This window comes from Bradyrhizobium sp. Ash2021, assembly GCF_031202265.1.
Taxonomy (GTDB): Bacteria; Pseudomonadota; Alphaproteobacteria; order Rhizobiales; family Xanthobacteraceae; genus Bradyrhizobium.
In genome coordinates this window covers 6,951,113-6,971,729 of record NZ_CP100604.1, presented here as the reverse complement: position 1 = coordinate 6,971,729, position 20,617 = coordinate 6,951,113, and the positions used below count along the sequence as shown (strand labels likewise).

Below are 20,617 nucleotides of genomic sequence, written 5' to 3'. Positions count from 1 at the left end.
TGAACAGGCCGAGAGCCGCGCGACGCGCGGCATTGGCCGAGCTGTGGCGGCTCCTCAAGGTGACTCCGCTGCCGCGTTGGGCAACGCCTCTGCTGATCATCCTTGGCCTGGCCTCGTCGCTGGCGGAAACGGTTGGCATCACGCTCGTGCTGCTTTTCTTCTATCTCGCCATGGGGCAGGTCGAGCTCGCCACGTCGACAAGCGGCGTCCTGGGCGATGCGCTGCGGCACGCGACCACCTGGTTTCACAGCTCGACCGAGACCGCTCTGGTGGTGCTTCTTCTGATCGTTGTGCGCGGCGCCCTGGCTTTCGCCAATACGCTGATCAGCGCGCGCGTTGGCGAGCAGATCAATGAGGTCGCGCGCAACCGCGTTCACCTGCAATATCTGTCGACCTCATATTCGTTCTTTCAGCGCCATGACGAGGCCTACCTCATGGAGGTCCTGGGGACCGAGACATGGTTGATCGCGGGGGCCTACAGCAGCCTTACCCGCATCATCGTCAGCTCCTGTTCGATCTTTCTCTTCGTGTCATTTCTCTTTGCGCTCTCGCTGAAGATCACGGTTATGGCTATCGCTGCATCGTTGGTCGTATCTGCCGGGCTGCGTCGCCTTTCGAGGCCGATGCAGGAGCTCGGCGGCGGGGTGAAGGTGGTCCATCAGAAACTGGGAGAGCATATGCTGATGACCCTTCAGGGCATGCGTACGATCCGTGCGTATGGCCAGGAGAAGGTGCATCAGGAGCGCTTCGAGGGTGCGTCAGCGGAGGCGCGCCGGGTCGCACTTGGACTTGCGCGCCTTTCCGCGCTGGTGTCTCCGCTTACGGAAGTTGGATATCTGGTGGTGCTTTGCCTCGTTATCGCTTCCGCCGACATGTGGGGAATCGGGTTTGCGACCAGCCTTACAGCGGTAGCCTTGCTCTATCGATTGCAGCCACACATGCGAGAGCTCGAGACCAGCCTGTTATATATGGCGCAAATCGAGCCACAGCTGCGTTCCATCCGCCTCATGCTGGCGAAGGACGACAAGGAATACCCGAAGCCGGGACACGTCGCGATCAGCGGGCTTAGCGGCAACATCTCGTTTCGCAATGTCTCCTTCCGCTACGACGCAGAATCGGATTCCGCGCTTCACGATGTCTCCTTTGACATTCCGGCAGGCAAGATCACCGCGCTCGTCGGCGCCAGCGGGGCGGGCAAGACCACGGTCGTGAACCTTCTGCTTGGACTTTATTCGGCGACCGAGGGAAGCATCAGGGTTGATGGTCGTCCCCTTGAAGATCTCCGCCGAACCGACTGGCTCGGTCTGCTCGCGATTGCCGGCCAGGACGTCGATCTTGTTGAAGGCACCGTGATCGACAATGTGCGGATGTCGAAGAACGACGCCTCGGAGGAGGAGATTTTGCACGCGTTGCGCGTAGCGGGTATTTCGGACATCGTTGAAGCCTTGCCCGACAAGTACGACACCTGGATCGGGCAGCGCGGCATGCGCTTTTCGGGCGGACAGCGTCAGCGTATTGGACTTGCCCGCGCGATTGTCCGTAATCCTGAGTTCCTGATCCTTGACGAGGCCATGAGCGCGCTCGATCGCTCGTTGGAGGAGAGTGTCAAGCGAGCAATCCAGCAGCAGTTCAAGGGCCGGACCTTGCTGCTCATTACCCACCGCCTGGAATCCGTGCTCGACGCGGATCACGTGGTGTGCCTCGAGGCCGGCCGGGTTTGCGCGCAGGGATCTCCGGCGAAGCTGCGGGCGGACTCCGGCAGCCCCTTTGCGCGGAACCTTCGGGTGGAAGCCCTCCGAACCGGACGTTGAACTTCCCTTGCGCGGCAACTCAGCGCAAACCAGGAATTCGAAAATTCCGCGACGACGTGCGTCGAGATCGCGCCGTCGTTTCCTGGGCCCGTAGTACTACGGATCAGGTCTGGAGCTGAAGGCGCGACCGTGAAGCCGGCGTTTCGCGAACGATCGGGATTCACGCTCTGATTTGGTCTAAACTGTTGTTGCACACGCTGTTCCTCTCCAGGAACTTGCCCGCAATGGATTGCGCGTGAGCGCGTGCACTTGGAAGAAACTTGAACGAGGCACCGCGCCTTCTTCCGCATGCTTCAATTTTTCCCGAAATTCATAAACCGGCTTGAACGCCTTTGTGATGGTTGTGGCGCAAAGGAGCACACAATCCATCATGACAACAAACCCAACCTACGCGAGCGTCATCGTCGGAACTTCTGGATCCGACATTCTCTTCGGCGGCACCGGAAATGACCTTCTCACCGGAGGAGCCGGCAGTGACATTTTCGCGATTTCGAAGGGCTACGGCTCGGACACCATCAGCGACTTCCAGGCCGGCGTCGGCGGTGACGTCCTGCGCGTCCAGAATTACGGGTTTGCGAACTTCGCAAAGTTCGTTGCAGCCGCCACGCAGGTGGGCTCCGATACGGTCGTCACCCTGTCGAGTACTGAAACGCTGACGTTGCAGAACATCGCGCTCTCCTCTCTCGTCGCGTCCAATGTCGTCCTCGACAATCCGCTTCAGGGCAGCGCCTCGCCGAACACGGCGGCGCTAACGGTCCAGGCCGGCGGCACGCTGACCGGAAGTGCGATGAATGACTCCCTGCAGGCGCTCGGAACCGGGGTCACCCTGATCGGGGGCGCGGGAGACGATACCTACTTCATGTACGACCACAACACCAAGGTCGTCGAGCAGGGCGGCCAGGGTATCGATACCATCAACGATGGGATGATCGACGGCTACAGCCTCGTCAACGCGCCGAACGTCGAAAACCTGATCCTGGGCGGCAGCTACGCATCGCCTGCGACCGGCAACGATCTCGACAACATCATCATCGGAAATGCCGGCAACAACGTCATCGACGGCGGCAAGGGCAATGACGTGCTCCACGGCGGCGGCGGCATCGACACCTTTGTCATCGCCGTGGGCAACGGCAACGATATCATTACCGACTTCACGACCGGCGCCGGCGGCGACATCCTGCAACTCAACGGCACCGGTTTCCGGACGCTGTCCGACGTCACCGCCGCCATGAAGCAGGTCGGGACCGACACCGTCCTTACGCTAATCAGCGGCGAAACCCTCAGGCTCAACAACACCAAAGTCGAGAACTTCACCGCGGCCAACGTCAATATCGTCACGCAGCCCACCGGGCTGGTGCAGACCTTCAACGACGATTTCAACGCGCTCTCCGCGGGCCAGGACCCGCATCTGACATGGCGCACAAGCTATGCCTGGAGCGGTGCGGCGAGTTACTCGCTGGCGGGCGAGCAGCAGATCTACGTCGACCCGAGCTTTTCGGGATTGCCGGGAACCCAAGCTTCGGCGCCGCTCGGCCTCAATCCGTTCTCGATCCAGAACGGCCATCTCGTCATTACCGCGCAGCCGCTGCCTGCGAGCGACGCGGCCTATGCCGGTGGCCACCAGTTCTCGTCGGGCATGATCTCGACCCAGAACAGCTTCGCTCAGACCTACGGGCATTTTCAGATGACGGCCACGCTGTCCGGCACGCCCGGCGCGTGGCCTGCCTTCTGGATGTTGCCCACCAACCCGCACGGTCTCTCGACCGAACTCGACGTGCTCGAAGCGCTCGGCACGCATCCCGACCAGTCGCATTGGGGCTTCCGATCCTCGACCACACCTGACCAGGGATATTGGTCGAATACCGCCAACCTGACCGCGGGCCAGCATACGTTCGCGGTGGAATGGACACCGTACACGCTGACCTTTTTGGTGGATGGCGCCGAAGTGGGGCAGGTGGCCACCCCCTCCGATATGAACACGGCGATGTACATGATCGCCAACCTTGCCATGGGCGGGAGCTGGGCCGGCAATGCCGCGCCCGACGCGACGGCGACGGTGAGCATCGATTCGATCACCGCGTATCAATTGCCGGAATACACGCTCGCGAATTATACGCTGCTCACCAGCGGAACTCCGACCAGCACGATCACCGGGACCGCGAGTGCCGACACGCTGACCGGCACATCGGGCAACGATCTGATCGACGGAGCAGGAGGCGCCGACACCATGACCGGCGGCGGCGGCGACGACACCTATATCGTCTCCGATTCGAACGCCAAGGTCGTCGAAGGCTATGGCGGCGGCGTCGACACGGTAAAGTCGTCCGTCACCTACAAGCTTCCCGACTATGTCGAGAACCTGACGCTCACGGGCTCGGCCGCCATCAACGCCACCGGCAACTCGCAGTCCAACATCATCATCGGCAATGATGCCGCGAACGTCATCACCGGCGGGCTCGGCAACGACATCCTGACCGGCGGCGGTGGCGCGGATACCTTTGTCATCAATGCCGGCGACGGTTCGGACATCATCACCGATTTCACGCCGGGTTCGGGGGCGGGGCACGACGTCGTTCAGCTCAACGGCTTTGCCTTCACTTCGTTCAGCGACGTCAGCGCGGCCATGACGCAGGTTGGGAACGACGTCTATCTGGCGCTGACAAATCAGGATACGCTGGTCTTTCGCAACACCACGATCTCGGCCTTTACCAGTGATGATTTCCAGCTGCCTGGATCTCTTCCGGTCGGCGGCACGATCACATCCTGGATCAACGGAAGCGCGAGCAGCCACACGGTCTACGGCACGTCGGCCAACGACAAGATCACCGCCGTGAATACCGATGACACGCTGGTCGGATGGACCGGCGACGATACCTACGTCATCAACAATGCGAACCAGAAAATAGTCGAGAATCCCGGCGGCGGCATAGATAGTGTCGAGGCCTGGACCTCCTATACCCTGCCCGCCAACGTCGAAAACCTGACCTTGATGATGGGCGGGCTCACCGGCACCGGCAACCAGCTGGCCAACCGCATCGTGGGCTCGAGCGGTGCCGACATCCTCAATGGCGGCGGCGGCAATGACTGGATTTACGGAGGCGCGGGCAACGACACGTTCATCTACAGCACGGGCAGCGGTAACGTTACGATCGCCGACTTCCACGTTCCGACAAGCACGAGTTCCGAGCATGACAAGCTGATACTGAAGGGTTACGACGCCGGCGCCTACCTGACCAATGTGAACGACGTATGGACCATTCACTACGCGGGAGGAGCGGATACCCTGCATATTGTGGGCACGACCCAGCTGACGGCTTCGGACTATTCGTTCGTCTCCGCGACGGGCGCGTCGATGACTATGACAGCCCTCTCCGCGCCAACAATTTCGTTCGGCGCTGGCAGCGGATCGACCGGGGCGGGCCTCACCAATGCAAATCATCTTACCCTGACCGGCTATGCGCAGGCAGGCGTCACCGTCATTGTATTCGACGGAGCAAGTCAGATCGGCACAGCGAGCGCCGACAACAATGGTACCTGGAGCTTTGCTACCGCAACGCTGGTCGATGGCAGCCACGCGTTTAAGGCGGTCGCGGCGGATGGTGGCGGCAATCTGAGCGCGCCCTCAGCCGAGCTCGACGTCACTGTCGACACCGTCGCCCCGGCCGCGCCCACAGTGGCGTCGTTCTCTCCCGACAGCAATGTCGTCGGCGATGGCATCACCAACGTCAATAATGTGACCCTAACCGGAACCGCATTGGCGGGGAGCATGGTACAGGTGCTTGACGGTGCTACCCAGATCGGCACGACGACCGTCAATGGCAGTGGCGTCTGGTCGTTTGCAACGGGAGCGCTGGTCAACGGTAGCCACACGTTCACCGGCAAAGCTGTGGATGCCGCAGGTAACGTGAGTGCGGCCTCGGCGGCATTGAATGTCACCGTAGATACTGTCGCGCCCAATGCACCTAGCCTTATCTCCGATACGCTCGTCTCTGCGAATGCAATGATTGTTTCCGGTACGGCGGAGGTGGGAAGCACCGTTAAATTATATGAAGGGACGACCTTGCTGGGCACGGGCTTGGCGGCGTCCAGCGGAGCCTGGAGTATCTATACCGGAGCGCTGACCGGAGGTCCGCATAATCTTACTGCGACCGCAACAGACGCAGCCGGCAATTCAAGCCAGCTCTCCGGTGTCCTGGACGCGGTTGTCGGCACGGTAATCGAGGCGGCTGGCACCACGACGCTTACTGAGGCTGGAAACAACTTTTATCTGTCGAAAGCCGGTGCCGCCGTCTTGCTGAAAAGTGGCGGCGCGAGCGTTGTGGCAGGGCAGTTTGGCACATGGGCGCCGGTGGGTGCAGAGGCGACGTCAGGCGGTTACGATCTGGCCTGGAAGGATCCGGCCACCGGCAAGTACGCGGTGTGGAGCACCGATAGCAACGGCAACTTCATATCCAAGATTCTGAACAACGTATCCGGAACGGACTCGACGCTTGAATCGATCGAGACCGTTTTCCACCAGGATCTCAATGGCGATGGCGTGATCGGCCTTCCCGCGCCTCTGACCACGACAATTGAGATATCTGGCTCGACTATACTGGTTCGGGCCGGCAGCAATTACTTGCTCGATCCGACTGCTGGCAGCAATGGACCCACGTTAAAGTATGGCGGCGCCGCGGTCGTCTCGGGGCAGTTTGGCACATGGGCGCCAGTGGGCGCAGAGGCAACGTCGAGCGGCTACGATGTGGCCTGGAAGGATCCGGCCACCGGCAATTACGCGGTGTGGGCCACAGACAGCAACGGCAATTTCATATCCAAAATTCTGAACAACGTGTCGGGAACAGACACGTCACTTAAATCGATCGAGGCTGTTTTCTACCAGGACCTCAATGGCGACGGCGTGATCAATACTTCGTCCACCGTCCTCGATATCTCCGGAAAAATCGTGTTGAACCTAAGCAACATGACGCAAGCGGCTACCATCGAGGCTGGCGCAACCCTCGAGTCGACCGGTGCCGTTTCCGGATCAATCACCTTCAACGCCTCGACCGGCAATCTAGTGCTCGACCACGCTTCCCAGTTCACTGGAACGTTGATCGGTCTGACCGGGGACGGTACCGCGTCCAACTCCAGCCACATCGATCTGAAGGATATCACTTACGCAACGGGAACGTCGGCTTCCTTTTCCGGGAACACGTCCGGCGGCGTGTTGACCGTGGTCGATGCCCAAAATCATGCGGCGCACCTTTCGCTTCTCGGAGACTACACCCACTCGACGTTTAATCTGTCCAACGATGGAAGCGGCGGCACGCTGGTGATTGATCCGCCCAAGGAGAGATTCGATTTTGCGCCCGTCGCGGCGCAGCAACCGGCACCGGCCGCGCAACCCGTTGCGCTCGCGGGTTTGGGAGGGGATGGCTTTGTCTTTGGCCATGCCGACGCCTTTGGAGGCCCGGATAGCCTCGCCATCGAAACCGTCAATGACGCAGGGACCAAATGGATGTCGATGGCGGATAGCCTCCGATCAGCGCTCGATGCTGGCAGCTATCATCTGGAACTAACTAACACCGCGACGCCGGCAGATGTCCACTTCGCGGAGTTCCACAATTTCATGCTTCACCAGTAGCGCTCGGATGCCGCGGCACCGAGCGGTCCGGACCGGTAGAAGCAAGCCGGCGCCGTCCGATCGCCGCCGGCAATTCAAATGAACGAAATGATCGCTCGCTCACCGAGGGACATTCGTCCTGTTACTGTTCAGGTTGGGGTTCGCGGAGACAGCCGGAGGAACACCCTGGCCGATCGGATTTTGGAACGGATTGTTGCTGGGGTGAGTGGCTACGGGCGTGCGCGAGCCGGTCGTGACATGTTGTGAGCGGTTCGTGGTACCTTGCTTTGTCCCTTGCGCAAGCGCGGGTGCGGCAAGGACGAGCGGAACGATCAGTAAAGTTCGCAGCGGCAACATTGAAGCCTCCATCTGCCCGAACCAGGGCGGTCAAAAGACAAGTTCGTGTTTCTCACTTAAGTTCCCGGTCCGGGTCCGGGAAGAGATCACGGCTTCTTGCAATCGGTATAAAAGGTGCCGTTAGTAGCGACGATCCGCTCGATGCATTGCTTGGGATCGACGGGTTTGCCCTCAACGGTGAAATCATGGGCCTGGTTTTCAGGACAAGCGCGTATGCGGGCGATGACGAGCGCGAACTGGACCTCGTTGGCGCCCGGCTCAACGTGGTCGTGATCGTTCGGTATCAAATCTCCCGAACTCATCGGTTTGGCTGCGTCCTTGCGCGCAGTTGCAGATTAATCCAACCCATGCGCCCTGAACACGGACTTTCGCCTGTACCAAATTCAGCGTTCTGACTACAATGACCCGTAATCGACGCGGAAGGCAGCGTGTCGTTTGCGGCAGGCAAGGAGAAGGATGACATGTTCGCCGGGTTGAAGTCTGGATGCGTATTGCTCGCATTGGTCTGCATCGCGCTCGGCTTGGTCACCGATTCTGCGTCGGCGATAACCGCCGAAATTGCCCGAAAGTGTAATGCACTGACCACCAAACAATTTCCGCCCCGAGAGCCCGGTAACCCGGCGGCGGGAAGCGCGAAAGGATCCGGCCGCGCACAGCACGACTTTTTCAACAAGTGCGTCGCGAATGGCGGCAAGGTAGACGATGATAACGCTAAGTGATCCGACGCAAGCAGGCAAGCCGACCGTCTTACCTGTAATCGGGGAAAGCTCCCTTAGATCTGGGCTGCCGTTTTTCCGTAACCGTAGCGCAACAGACGCTTTGCGAGCGCCCTTTTCGGTGCGAAGTACAGGATGGCAATGAGATATGAGGAGTAGGACAGGGCCAGCAGCGTCGCCAACCCGGTCAGAGAATTTTCGTCCAGCAACGAGGCAGCCTAGGTCTTTGTGATCGAGGGGCCAGACCGGCAGTTCTTCGGCGCGGACCGCATCATCCGCATCGCGCACGATCATCAGCAGGTGTCGAGCAGATGGGAATTTGAAGAAGTCGCAACGCAAGGTACTGCAATGCGACGAAATCCGCGGCATTCGCCTGCTTTCGCGGCAAACGATTTGGCTAAAACGCGGTTCGTGATTCAGGCAGCTGTGCGGATGCCTCCGACTGCACCCGGTCGATCACCGAAAGGCTTTCGATGAGCATATAGGTCACCACGATCGCGAAATAAAAAACTTGCATCACCATTGCGCTGACGACGAATGCCGTCACGCCGGTGGCGAAACCCTGCTCATAGCCCAGATATCCCGCTGGAACCATGATCAGAATTGTTGCTGGAACAACCGCGTATCCGCGAAAAAAACGTCCCAAAAGAACACCGGCTATGCCGCTTGCGATTATCAGTGAGACCAAGATCCACCCCCTCCCGCCTTTGCGTCAGCGACGCCCAAGGCACGGGCATCGTCGCATTTCAACCACAGAACTGCTGAAAAGATACCACTTTCCGGCTGCGCCGACTAGTCGATTGGTGCGCCTGTCACTTCGCTGGGGCGGACAGCGGAGCAGTTTCCTGGAACATCCTCAGCCATTTACTAACTTCATCCCGCAGGTCGTGGCCGCATTGGAGTATTTCTCTGCGCGAAGGCGCATGCCGGGACTATGCGGCCTGTTCGGTTTCGTTCTCGCCCTGCTGTGCGTCGGCCGTCACCCCCGGAACGCCACGCTGCATGTGTGGCTCTGATTTAGCCGGCGGGGTACGAAAATGACCCATGGGGCGGACTTATCTCGCGCGGTAAAACAAGCGACGCAATCGACCAGAAACGTCTCGCGTCCCAGGAAGCATTGTTCTGAAACATTGTTCTCAAGTATTTTTATCGTTCAAACAGTCGACCGGGACAAGTCCGCTTCCCGCATGAAGGCAAGTCCAGGGCGATCTCAAGTCGAGGTCCGCAAAGTGCGAACTCGCGTACAGGGCGAGAGAGACTTTCGATCAAACCGGAGTGCAGGCTTAGCCCTCATGCCTGCGTCGCTGCCAAAGTGCGACCAATTCCTCGAGGCTTTGCTCGATGCTTGCGGGCTGCAAAGGACCGACATCCGGCGCAGGTCGATGAGCCTGGACGAGGTGCAAGTTTGCGCCGGCGGGCTTCGCAGGCTTCAACCCGTGAATGGATACGTCCTGAAATGAGCGCGTGATGTCGTGGTTCGCTCGCCGTCTTTCCGTCATTGGCGGTTCTGACGCTGCATCTCGCGTCCTCGTGCCTTGATACGAAGATGGTTGCCGGGGTCTGAGCGTGGGCGAAATGTAGGCGTGGAATTTCAGGTATTCCGCGTGCCGCTTGCGGGAGATCAGTCCGCGCGTGCCATAGCCGGCGGCGAAACCAATCGCGAGCAGAACAATTATGATAAGCAGCCCTACCATCAAACTATACGTGTGCTCTCACCATTCTGCCCCAAAGCCCGCCTGCTGCTGTCTATATCCCGTAGTTGACTATTTGAAGGCACGGTTGTTCGCCTTCATGTGCATCTTAAGCTGCGCTGGTTTGAGGATCATGATCTGACGCGGCTTGATTTGTCGGCGACTGCCAATGGAATGAACGAAGCCCGGTTGCAGATCATATAGCTCAATCAAAAATTTCAGCAGGCCTGTTCTGGGTAAAATATGGGCTATATGAGTTGATCGCATATCTACCCGTCATTTTGCGGACAATATCGGAGGTCATGGCACCATTTTTGCGTATCCAATCTTGTCATCGGCAGTTCGTAAGCCGCGTGCAGATTGAGTTCGAGTGGTGGGAGAATCCTTCGTGCAAGAGACGGGCGTGCATAACGGTGCCTTTGGCGCCGACAAATTCGGCTTAAAAAATCTTGGGGGCGTGAACTGGAACTTTGGCGCGCCCCAGCTGTACGAGCACGCGCTGCGTGCGGGCGAAGCCGTGGTCTCGGCCGATGGCGCGCTCTGCGCCGATACCGGCGTGTTCACCGGCCGCAGCCCGAAGGACAAGTTCACGGTTCGGGACGCCACCACCGACAAGAACATGTGGTGGGCCGGCAACCAGTCGATCACCTCGGACCAGTTCGCCACGCTTTACGCCGACTTCCTCAAGCACGCCGAAGGCATGACGCTGTTCGCGCAGGATCTCTATGGCGGCGCCGACCCGAGCCACCGCATCAAGACCCGCGTCTTTACCGAACTCGCCTGGCACTCGCTGTTCATCCGCACGCTGCTGATCCGCCCCGAGGCGTCGGAACTTGAAAGCTTCGTGCCGGAACTGACCATCATCGACCTGCCGAGCTTCCGCGCCGATCCCAAACGTCACGGCTGCAAATCCGAGAACGTCGTCGCGATCGATTTCGCCCGCAAGATCGTCCTGATCGGCGGGTCTTATTATGCCGGCGAGATGAAGAAGAGCGTGTTCACGACGCTGAACTATTATCTGCCCGAAAAGGGCGTGATGCCGATGCACTGCTCGGCCAATGTCGGCCCCGATGGCGACAGCGCGATCTTCTTTGGCCTGTCCGGCACCGGCAAGACCACGCTCTCGGCCGATCCCAAGCGCACGCTGATCGGCGACGACGAGCATGGCTGGGGCGAGGACGGCATCTTCAATTTCGAAGGCGGCTGCTACGCCAAATGCATCAAGCTGTCGAAGGAAGCCGAGCCCGAGATCTACGCCGCCAGCAAGCGCTTTGGCGCGGTGCTGGAAAACGTGGTGCTCGACCAGAACACCCGCGTGCCTGACTTCGACGACGGTTCGAAGACCGAGAACACCCGTTCGGCCTATCCGCTCGACTTCATCCCGAACGCCTCGCGGACCGGCCGCGCCGGTCACCCGAAGAACGTGGTGATGCTGGCGGCCGACGCCTTTGGCGTGATGCCGCCGATCGCGAAATTGACGCCGGCGCAGGCGATGTATCACTTCCTGTCCGGCTACACCGCAAAGGTCGCCGGCACCGAACGCGGCTTGGGCTCCGAGCCGCAGCCGGAATTCTCGACCTGCTTCGGCTCGCCGTTCCTGCCGCGCGACCCTTCCGTCTACGGCAACCTGCTGCGCGAATTGATCGCCAAACACAATGTCGACTGCTGGCTGGTCAACACCGGCTGGACCGGCGGCAAATACGGCACCGGCCGCCGCATGCCGATCAAGGCGACGCGGGCGCTGTTGACCGCAGCGCTCGACGGCTCGCTGCGATCAGCCGATTTCCGCACCGACAAGTACTTTGGCTTTGCGGTGCCGACCTCGCTGCCCGGCGTCGAGCCGCACATCCTCGATCCCATCAAGACCTGGGCCGACAAGGCCGAGTTCGACAAGACCGCCCGCGCGCTGGTCGGCATGTTCCAGAAGAACTTTGCCAAGTTCGAATCCCAGGTCGACGCCGAAGTCCGCGCCGCCGCACCCGAAGTGAAACTCGCGGCGGAGTGAGGCTTTCGTGTCGTTCTTGGCACGCGCGAAAATGTTTGCTGGCTGCCAATGCAATGTGTTGGGCTGGAATTCGAGTGACTCTAGAATATCGGAAGGTAAACAATGGCTCAGATCCCCTCGTCAATGGTTACGTCAACAGCCGGTCATCGAATTTTTCCCCTGATCATGTGCGGCGGCGCCGGGACGCGGCTGTGGCCGGCTTCGCGCGAGGTCCATCCCAAGCAGTTCCTGCCGTTGTTCGGGACACGCTCGACCTTTCAGGAGACGTTGCTCAGGGTTTCGGATGCCGCGCTGTTCGAGCGGCCGATCGTCATCACCAACAATGCCTATCGTTTCATGGTGCTGGAGCAATTGGCCGAGATCGGGCTCGAGGCCGATGTGCTGCTGGAGCCGATGCGGCGCGACTCCGGGCCTGCGATCGCAGCGGGGGCGGCCTTTGCGCAGACCCGCGACAAGGACGCGATCGTCCTGGCCCTGGCCGCCGATCACGTCGTCCGCGATGTCGCCGCGTTCGTCGCCGCCTGCCGCGAGGGGCTTGCCGCCGCGGAAGCCGGCCGTATCGTGACCTTTGGCGTGCAGCCCGAACGCGCCGCCACCGAATACGGTTACATCAGCCCCGGCGAGACGATTTCCGGCGCGGTTCGCGCGGTGGCAAAGTTCGTCGAGAAGCCGGATCCCGCGACCGCCGCCACCTACATCGAGTCCGGTTATCTCTGGAACAGCGGCAACTTCATGTTCCGCGCCGCGGTGCTATCGGATGAATATCGCAATGTCGATCCGGCAAGCGTGCAGGCGATCACCGATGCCGTGAGCAACGCCGGAACCGATCTCGGCTTCGTCAAGCTCGATGAAAAAGCCTTCGGATCGGCCAAGGCGATCTCGATCGATTACGCGGTGATGGAGAAAACCGCGCGCGCCGCCGTGGTGCCGGTGGCGTGCGGCTGGTCCGATGTCGGCTCCTGGCATGCGGTGTGGGAATTGTCCGACAAGGACGGCCAGGGCAACGCGGCGCGGGGCGCTGCCGTGTTCGAGGATTCCCGCAATTGCAACGTCTCGACCGACCGCGCGCTGGTCGCGCTCGAAGGCGTCGACGACCTCGTGGTGGTGGCAACGCAGGACGCGGTGCTGGTGTCGCGGCAGAAGGACGCCAACGGGCTGAAGCGGCTGGTCGCAAAACTGAAGGCCAGCGCACCCGAAGTGACCGAGAGCCACATCAAGGTGCACCGGCCCTGGGGCTCGTATCAATCGGTCGACAATGGCGACCGTCACCAGGTCAAGCGCATCATCGTCAAGCCCGGCGGCCGGCTATCGCTGCAGAAGCACCACCACCGTTCCGAGCACTGGATCGTGGTCCGTGGCGCCGCGCGCGTCACCGTCAATGAGCTGGTCAAGACCGTGCACGAGAACGAATCGATCTACATCCCGATCGGCGCGGTGCACCGGCTGGAAAACCCCGGCAAGATCCAGCTGGAGCTGATCGAGGTGCAGACCGGGAGCTATCTCGGCGAGGACGATATCATCCGCATCGAGGACGATTATCAGCGGGCCTGAACCGGGCGCTCAGCCGCGCCGTCGTCCAATGTTGACCCGTTTCCGCGACAAGGCGGACCAATTTCGATCGCGAGATCGGCTCGACGTTGAACCTGACGACCCCTGCGACTGACCACAGGGGATGCGCACCATTTCCAGGCTAGCTGCCTTCCTTGGCTCCATCTTGATGCTTTCGAACGCCTGCGCCGCGCCGCCGGCGGCTTCGCCGGAGGATCGTTACATTGCGGCGCGCGATGCGGCGATTGAAAAATCTTCGAAGCTCTATGACGCCGGCAAATTCGATGAAGGCGCGCAGAAGGCCGAGGACGCGACGCGCGGAGAACTTCAGGCGCAGATGAGTGAGATCGTGGGCGACTCAGCCCGCAAGGGATTTGCTCCGCCCAAGCTCAATCTCGATACCTTCTATAAAGGTGACGAGGGTTTCGGCATGCTCGATGGCCTGCGCTTCGATGCCGAGACCGGGATAACCGGAGAGAAGGCGGGCAGCAACGGCGCCGATGGCAAATATGTCGAGCCCAAGGCTCACATCATCGTCACGACGGAGCGGCTGTTCGCGCGTTGGCTGCGCGCCCACAAGGACTGGTGGGACAAGGGCCTCAAGAATGTGCCGCAGCAGATCGACGCGGCGTTGAAATTCGAAGGCTTCTATACCCAGGCGATTTCGACCGACTCGGCGGTGATCAACTTCAATGCTTTGCCGATTGCCAGACCGGCCTCCGCCACCTTTGCCCACGCCTTCCTGGCGGGCCGCACCCAATCCGACATCCCCAATGAGGCGGACGAGGTTTTCGTTTCGGCCGAGATAAACGGGAAGGTGTATGTCGCCTACGGTTCGATCGAACCTCCAGTCCAGGTTCCGGCATGCTCGTCCGACCGGGCCGGCTTCAACAAACGGGCGGAAGAAGCGGACGACAAGCTTCGCTTTAACCAGATCGACAGGAAGGCATACGACAAGCTCGGCGACTTTCGTCAGCAGGGCGAAGACGCCTTCCGGCGCTGTTTCACCCAGCGCGCTCCGCAGCAGGCCTCGTTCGCCCAGGCCACAAAACAGGCGCAGGCACTGCTTGAGGCGGCGATCGGAAAATAGCGTCAGTTGTGCAAGGACCCAGGTCCGGGCCGGCGCTGGCACAAAAATTCCTCAAGCCTGAGCGTTTGACCTTCACCAGATTGCGGTCGGCGATCATCACGCCGATCGTCGCTCTGGGCATGGCTTCGAAGCATTACGCCGGTATTGAGAGGCTGACGCTCGTTGTGGGATTGGGTATGATTTCACGCGCCATCGCCGGGTATCGAAGGAAATTTTCCATGAGTGCTGAGATCAAGCCGTTTCGTATCGCGGTCGGCGACGATGTGCTCGACGATCTCAAATCGAGATTGCGCAGGACACGCTGGCCGGAAGCCGAACTGGTCGATGACTGGAGCCAGGGCGCGCCGCTGAAATGGATCCAGGAGGTCTGCGGTTATTGGGCTGAACAGTACGATTGGCGCCGCCGTGAAGCACTGCTCAATCGCTTCGCACAGTTTACGACGGAGATTGACGGGCTCGACATTCACTTTCTGCACGTCCGTTCGCCACATCCGGAAGCAATGCCGCTGATCATCACCCATGGCTGGCCGGGTTCGGTGGTCGAATTCCAGAAGGTGATCGAGCCGTTGACCAATCCGAGCGCCCACGGCGGCAACGCGGCCGATGCGTTCCACGTTGTCTGCCCGTCGCTGCCCGGCTTCGGCTTTTCGGCCAAACCGCTCGCCACCGGCTGGGGCGTCGATCGCATTGCTTCAAGCTGGGCCGTGCTGATGGATCGCCTCGGCTATGTCAGGTACGGCGCGCAAGGCGGCGACTGGGGCTCGGCGGTGACCACCGCGCTCGGCGCGCAGGACGGCGAGCACTGTGCCGGCATCCACATTACGCTAGCGATGAGTGCGCGACCCAACGTCGATGGCCAGCCGACGCCGGAGGAGGCGCGGGCGTTGCAGGGAATCCAGTATTACGCCGACTGGGATTCCGGCTATTCCAAGCAGCAATCGACCCGGCCGCAAACTGTTGCCTATGGGCTGACGGACTCGCCGAGCGGGCAGGCGGCCTGGATTTTGGAAAAATTCTGGGCCTGGACCGACTGTGACGGCCACCCCGAGAACATCCTCGGCCGGGACGAACTGCTCGATAACGTCATGCTGTATTGGGTGACCGCGACCGCCGCCTCGTCCGCCCGTCTCTATTGGGAGAGTTTTGGGCCAAAACGCCGGACCGCCCACAAGGTCACGATACCCAGCGGCGTCGCGGTTTTTCCCAAGGAGATCGTGGCACCGGTGCGGCGCTGGATGGAAGCGAGCTATACCGACATCCGACACTGGAACGAAATGCCGAAGGGCGGTCACTTCGCGGCCTTCGAGCAGCCCGACCTGTTTGTCCGGGAGGTGCGGGACTTCTTTCGGCTGTTGCGCCGGCCCTCCGCATAAAGTCGGCTATCGGGGCACCGGGTTCGCGGCTAGATTCCGGAAATCAAGGCTCGCCCGAGGGGAAGAAGAAGCCACGCCACTTGAGGAGTGGATAGCCATGCTCGCTTTAGTCGAGGGACACCCGAACATCGACGTCATCATCTTCTACATTCTCGCGTCGACGATCCTTGCAACGATCCTCTATCGCCATCATCGAAAGACGAGTTAACCGGGAACACGCATCGATATCCCCGGCAGGGCCCAAAAAGCGTCATTTGAGGCCACGACCACGAGCGAATCTCGCCCGAAACACCGTCACTCGGCACGTTTGTTGCATTTATTTGAGGCAACAAGGGAGTGTGCCGATGCCATCCAGGATCCGCCGTCGTGAATTCATTGCTGGTCTTGGGGCCGGGCTTATCGCGGCGCCTGCGATCGTGCGTGCCGAAGGCCAGCCGGTCGTCATCCGGGCCGGCGCGCTCAAGTTGATCCACTCCATCGCGCCCTATTTCTACGAGCAGTTCGTGCCCGCCGGCTACAAGGTCGAGGTGCTGCCGTTCGAGACGCCGACCGAATGCAAGAACGTGGTCGTGACCAAGTCGGTCGATTTCGGCGCGTTCGGCATCGCCGCAGCGCTGCTCGGCGCCGCGGCCGGCGAGCCGGTCGTGGTGATCGCCTCGACCTGCAACCGCGGCATGGCGATCATCGCCAGGAGGGACTCCGGGATCGCCTCGATCAAGGACCTCAAGGGCAAGCGCGTCGCGGTGTTTCCGGGCACCACGCAGGAAGTCTTCTTCCTGGAGCGGTTGCGCATGGAGGGCATGACCATCAGGGATGTCGAGCCGGTTCGCGTCTCCTTCAGCGAAATGCATATCGCTCTGTCGCGCGGCGACATCGATGCCTATGTAGGCGCCGAGCCGGGGCCCGGCGTGTCCTTGTCCAGTGGTGTCGGTTCGCTGGTCGAATATCCCTATTCGACCACGATGGGATCCCTCAACATGGTGTTCGGCACCCACCGCGACGTGATCGCCGAAAAGCCGGACCTGGTCCGCGTCATGATCGGCATCCACCAGCGGGCGACCGACTACGCCGCCACCAACAAGGACGCCATGGTCGCGATGGCGTCCAGCAAGCTCGGGCAGAAGAAGGAAGCGATCGAAGCCTCGGTCCCCAATGTCGAGCTGACGTGGCGACTGGGGCCGAAGGAAATCGAGGAATCGAAGATTTACGCCGATCACATGCTGGCGCTGAAGCAGATCAAGCGCATCCCCGATTTCGCAACCTTCATCGACACCAGCTTCGTCGATGCTGTGAAACCGACCTGATCGTGACCACGCTCACGTCCGATACCGGGGATGAGACTTCCTCCGCACGCGAGAGGTCGTGGGTGACGGTATGGTGGCCGCGCCTGCGGCCTTTGCTGCTCGCGGTCACGTTCCCGCTCATCCTGCTGGCGATTTGGCATTTTTCCACGGTGGGACGGCCGGCCAGCCTGATCCCGCCGCCTTACGAGGTCTGGCTCGAGCTGAAGGATCTCGCCTTTGGCGGCATCAATGACGATGCCTACAGCAAAACCCTGCACATCCATTTGCTCGCCTCGATCAGCCGGGTCTATGGCGGCTTCGCGCTGGCCCTGATCGTGGCACTCCCGCTCGGGATGCTGATCGGGCGCGTGCCGCTGGTTCGGCAATTGATCGATCCGACCATCCAGATTCTCCGCCCCGTGCCGGTCACGGCGTGGCTGCCGCTGGCGATGATCATCTTCGGGCTCGGGCCGCGCTCGGCGTTCTTTCTGGTGTTTCTCGGCGCGTTCTACCCGATTCTGGTGAATACCATCTTCGGCGTGCGTTCGGTCGAGCCAAGGTTGTTCGAGGCGGCTTCGATGCTCGGCTGCACCGGGTCGGCGCAGTTCTTCCGCGTCGTGCTGCCCGCCGCACTGCCGTCGATCTTCACCGGCATGCGGCTCGGACTGGGTTTTGCGTGGGTCGTGATTGTCGTCGGTGAAATGACCGGCGTACAAACCGGCCTCGGCGCCATCATCATGGAAGCGCGCCAGCTCTCGCGCACCGAGATCGTGATTTCCGGCATGATCGTGATCGGCGCGTTCGGTTTTCTCTCCGACCAACTGGTGATGCTGATCGGGCGTCAGCTTTTGGCCTGGAGTCCGTCACATGGCTGAAGCCACGGTCCCGATCCTGGAAATGAAGAATGTCGGAAAGATCTATTCGCAGAATGGACGCTCGATCGAGGCGTTGCGCGGCGCCAATCTGCGCGTCAAAAAAGGCGAATTCATCTGCCTGATCGGCGCATCCGGGTGCGGCAAGTCCACGCTGCTGCGCATGGCCGCGGGCTTTGAGGCCGCAACCCATGGCGATACCTTGATGTGGGGCATGCCGATATCGGGACCGGGCCCGAGCCGCGGCATGGTGTTTCAGGATTACGGATTGTTTCCCTGGCTCAATGTCCGCGACAACATTGGCTTCGGCCCGAAATCGCGGGGGCGCACCAAGGCTGAAATCCGGGAAACATCGGATCATTTCATCGAGCTCGTCGGTTTGCAGAATTTCGCCGATGTCTACCCGCACCAGCTTTCCGGCGGCATGAAGCAGCGCGTCGCCATCGCCCGCGTGCTGGCCAATGATGCCGAAATCGTGCTGATGGATGAGCCGTTCGGCGCGCTGGATGCGATGACGCGCGAGCGGCTGCAGGACGAGCTGGTCGAGATCTGGTCGCGAACCGGTCTCACCGTTCTCTTCGTCACCCACGCGATCGATGAGGCGATCTTCCTGGCCGACCGGGTCGTGGTCATGTCGCCCGGACCCGGCCGGATCGATAATGAGTACAGCATCGATCTTGCGCGGCCGCGCGATACTGCAAGCAACGAGTTCAACGCGTGGCGGCGCATGCTGTCATCGCAACTGCACAGCCACCACGGACGCAAGGCGGGCTGATCGCAGTCGCTTGGATGCGTGCGCTGCACTCCGCACGCGAGCCTCGCGGAAATCTCCGCTGACAATCCTGCCGTAAATGTGCAGGGTACGCCAACCCGTAGGGCGGATTGGAGCCCAGGGCGTATGCGGCCTTGGTGTTGACGGTCGGCACGGCCGACATGCCCGGGCGCAGCAGGCCGTTCAGGCTCTGGCCGTCGAGCACGATCTTCACCGGCAAGCGCTGCACGATCTTGGTGAAGTTGCCGGTGGCGTTGTCCGGCGGCAGCAGCGCGAATTCCAGGCCACTCGCCGGCGACAAGCTGTCGACATGGCCCTTCAGTCTGGTCGAATCGAAGCTATCGACGTACAGCTCGACCGGCTGACCGTTGCGCACATGGGTGAGCTGGGTCTCCTTGAAATTGGCGACCACATAGACCGCATCCAGCGGCACCACCGCCATGAGTTGCGTGCCAGCCTGCACATATTGGCCGACCCGCAGCGAGCGCGCACCGACTGTGCCGTCGACCGGTGCGGTAATCTGCGTATAGGACAGGTTGAGCGCCACATGGCGCAGACAGCCCAATTCGGTCGAGAATGAGCCCGACTCGGAAGTCAAATTCGCCATGGCCGCACGTGATAACGGTCATTTCAGGAATGCCGAGTCCTAAGCCAAGGGTTGCAGGCAGTCTGCCACATTGCCGGTCCGGTTTTCACATCCATTCGGGCGCTAGTTCATCCCATTGCGCCGCAGCAACCCGCATGCTGTTCACACGCCGGTGGTATAACCTCGGTCAACGCCTTATTGTCGTTCATGGGTGAGCGGAGGTCGTCATGGCCGAGATTCCCAGCTGGCACATCATCGGAGACTGGTTCGACAATTGCAGCTGCGCTGTCGCGTGCCCCTGCACCTTCGCCCAGGCCCCGGACAACGGCTTCTGCGAGTCGGTGCTGTTCTGGCACATCGGACATGGCCATTACGGCGATATCAATCTCGACGGTCTGAGCTTCGTCCGGGTGGGAAGATGGGAAGGCGATCTCTGGGCGGGGAAGGCCAAGGGGACGGCCGGCATCTTCATTGACGACCGCGCCGACGAGCGCCAAGCGGAAGCGCTTCCCCGCATTTTCGGCGGCCAAGTCGGAGGATTTCCGGCTCTCGTCGCTGCGCTGTTCGCCGAAGGCCGGCAGGTGCGGGGCGTGGAACGCGCACAGATCACCTTCGAGATCGCGCCCGACCGCGCCAAGTGGGGAACGGAGATCGCCGGCAAAGTGAAGGCCTGGGCCACGGCCCTGACCGGCCCGACGAGCCTGCCGGGAAAATATCCGCAGCTCATGAACCCGCCTGGCTCCGAGACCGGACCCGGACAGCTCGTGACTTGGGGCAAATCGACGATCTGTTCCGTCGATGCGTTCGGCTACAAGTTTCAGTGGACGACAAATTCGAGCAAACACATCTCGTTCGACTGGGCCGGCCCATGATGGCTCACGCCGCTTCTCGCACATCGGCGACGCGGCGAC

At 61.0% G+C, this 20,617-nt stretch carries 13 protein-coding genes and 1 pseudogene; 10 read left to right on the top strand and 4 right to left on the bottom strand.

Features of this window, described 5'->3' with window-relative positions; genetic code table 11:
* Positions 1 to 32: 32 nt before the first annotated feature.
* Both NL528_RS33665 and NL528_RS33660 read left to right on the top strand, forming a co-directional pair.
* Positions 33 to 1,811, top strand: coding sequence for an ABC transporter ATP-binding protein (locus NL528_RS33665; protein WP_309178666.1), 1,779 nt, complete (start codon positions 33 to 35; stop codon positions 1,809 to 1,811).
* 370 nt (positions 1,812 to 2,181) lie between these two features.
* Complete coding sequence (locus tag NL528_RS33660) at positions 2,182 to 7,434, top strand: Ig-like domain-containing protein (RefSeq protein WP_309178665.1); 5,253 nt, start codon at positions 2,182 to 2,184, stop codon at positions 7,432 to 7,434.
* A 422-nt stretch (positions 7,435 to 7,856) separates the two neighbouring features.
* Here the strand turns inward: NL528_RS33660 and NL528_RS33655 are convergent, their stop codons facing one another.
* From NL528_RS33655 to NL528_RS33645, 3 genes are all read right to left on the bottom strand, one after another.
* Positions 7,857 to 8,072, bottom strand: a complete 216-nt coding sequence (locus NL528_RS33655; RefSeq protein ID WP_309178663.1) for a hypothetical protein — start codon at positions 8,070 to 8,072, stop codon at positions 7,857 to 7,859.
* Positions 8,073 to 8,165: 93 nt separating this feature from the next.
* Positions 8,166 to 8,855 carry a hypothetical protein gene (locus tag NL528_RS33650; RefSeq protein WP_309178662.1) on the bottom strand — a complete coding sequence of 230 codons (690 nt, stop codon included), beginning with the start codon at positions 8,853 to 8,855 and terminating at the stop codon, positions 8,166 to 8,168.
* Between the two features lie 28 nt (positions 8,856 to 8,883).
* Complete coding sequence (locus tag NL528_RS33645) at positions 8,884 to 9,174, bottom strand: hypothetical protein (protein ID WP_309178661.1); 291 nt, start codon at positions 9,172 to 9,174, stop codon at positions 8,884 to 8,886.
* 1,391 nt (positions 9,175 to 10,565) lie between these two features.
* Here NL528_RS33645 and NL528_RS33640 point away from each other — a divergent pair.
* The 7 genes from NL528_RS33640 to NL528_RS33610 all read left to right on the top strand — a co-directional run bounded on the left by NL528_RS33640 (position 10,566) and on the right by NL528_RS33610 (position 19,123).
* On the top strand, positions 10,566 to 12,182 hold the full coding sequence (locus NL528_RS33640) for a phosphoenolpyruvate carboxykinase (RefSeq protein ID WP_309178660.1): 1,617 nt from the start codon (positions 10,566 to 10,568) through the stop codon (positions 12,180 to 12,182).
* Between the two features lie 123 nt (positions 12,183 to 12,305).
* Positions 12,306 to 13,733, top strand: a complete 1,428-nt coding sequence (locus tag NL528_RS33635; protein ID WP_309185111.1) for a mannose-1-phosphate guanylyltransferase/mannose-6-phosphate isomerase — start codon at positions 12,306 to 12,308, stop codon at positions 13,731 to 13,733.
* A 166-nt stretch (positions 13,734 to 13,899) separates the two neighbouring features.
* A complete protein-coding gene (locus tag NL528_RS33630) occupies positions 13,900 to 14,820 on the top strand; it encodes a hypothetical protein (RefSeq protein WP_309178659.1) in 921 nt (306 codons plus the stop codon).
* A 218-nt stretch (positions 14,821 to 15,038) separates the two neighbouring features.
* The gene (locus tag NL528_RS33625) at positions 15,039 to 16,193 is read left to right on the top strand and encodes an epoxide hydrolase (protein WP_309178658.1); all 1,155 of its coding nucleotides are present in this window, start codon (positions 15,039 to 15,041) and stop codon (positions 16,191 to 16,193) included.
* 344 nt (positions 16,194 to 16,537) lie between these two features.
* On the top strand, positions 16,538 to 17,497 hold the full coding sequence (locus NL528_RS33620) for an NrtA/SsuA/CpmA family ABC transporter substrate-binding protein (protein WP_309178657.1): 960 nt from the start codon (positions 16,538 to 16,540) through the stop codon (positions 17,495 to 17,497).
* Positions 17,498 to 17,559: 62 nt separating this feature from the next.
* Entirely contained in the window at positions 17,560 to 18,351 is a 792-nt protein-coding gene (locus NL528_RS33615) for an ABC transporter permease (protein ID WP_309185109.1), read from the top strand.
* Positions 18,344 to 19,123 (top strand): ABC transporter ATP-binding protein, encoded by a 780-nt coding sequence (locus NL528_RS33610; RefSeq protein ID WP_309178656.1) that lies wholly within the window; start codon positions 18,344 to 18,346, stop codon positions 19,121 to 19,123. The genes NL528_RS33615 and NL528_RS33610 overlap by 8 nt, the downstream gene beginning before the upstream one ends.
* Here NL528_RS33610 and NL528_RS33605 read toward each other — a convergent pair.
* Positions 19,059 to 19,664 (bottom strand): annotated as a pseudogene (locus NL528_RS33605) (HlyD family secretion protein); the annotation flags it as partial. The gene NL528_RS33610 and the pseudogene NL528_RS33605 sit on opposite strands and share 65 nt — an antisense overlap.
* 269 nt (positions 19,665 to 19,933) lie before the next feature.
* On the opposite strand from NL528_RS33605, the gene NL528_RS33600 reads away from it, so the two are divergent.
* Positions 19,934 to 20,578 (top strand): DUF1326 domain-containing protein, encoded by a 645-nt coding sequence (locus NL528_RS33600; RefSeq protein WP_309178655.1) that lies wholly within the window; start codon positions 19,934 to 19,936, stop codon positions 20,576 to 20,578.
* Positions 20,579 to 20,617: the final 39 nt, after the last annotated feature.

Excerpts from the sequence above, each read along its gene's own strand:
- NL528_RS33660 (WP_309178665.1), top strand. The coding sequence starts at position 2,182 with ATGACAACAAACCCAACCTACGCGAGCGTCATCGTCGGAACTTCTGGA.
- NL528_RS33650 (WP_309178662.1), bottom strand. The coding sequence starts at position 8,855 with ATGCCGCGGATTTCGTCGCATTGCAGTACCTTGCGTTGCGACTTCTTC.
- NL528_RS33625 (WP_309178658.1), top strand. The coding sequence starts at position 15,039 with ATGAGTGCTGAGATCAAGCCGTTTCGTATCGCGGTCGGCGACGATGTG.
- NL528_RS33630 (WP_309178659.1), top strand. The coding sequence starts at position 13,900 with ATGCTTTCGAACGCCTGCGCCGCGCCGCCGGCGGCTTCGCCGGAGGAT.
- NL528_RS33635 (WP_309185111.1), top strand. The coding sequence starts at position 12,306 with ATGGTTACGTCAACAGCCGGTCATCGAATTTTTCCCCTGATCATGTGC.
- NL528_RS33620 (WP_309178657.1), top strand. The coding sequence starts at position 16,538 with ATGCCATCCAGGATCCGCCGTCGTGAATTCATTGCTGGTCTTGGGGCC.
- NL528_RS33600 (WP_309178655.1), top strand. The coding sequence starts at position 19,934 with ATGGCCGAGATTCCCAGCTGGCACATCATCGGAGACTGGTTCGACAAT.
- NL528_RS33655 (WP_309178663.1), bottom strand. The coding sequence starts at position 8,072 with ATGAGTTCGGGAGATTTGATACCGAACGATCACGACCACGTTGAGCCG.
- NL528_RS33610 (WP_309178656.1), top strand. The coding sequence starts at position 18,344 with ATGGCTGAAGCCACGGTCCCGATCCTGGAAATGAAGAATGTCGGAAAG.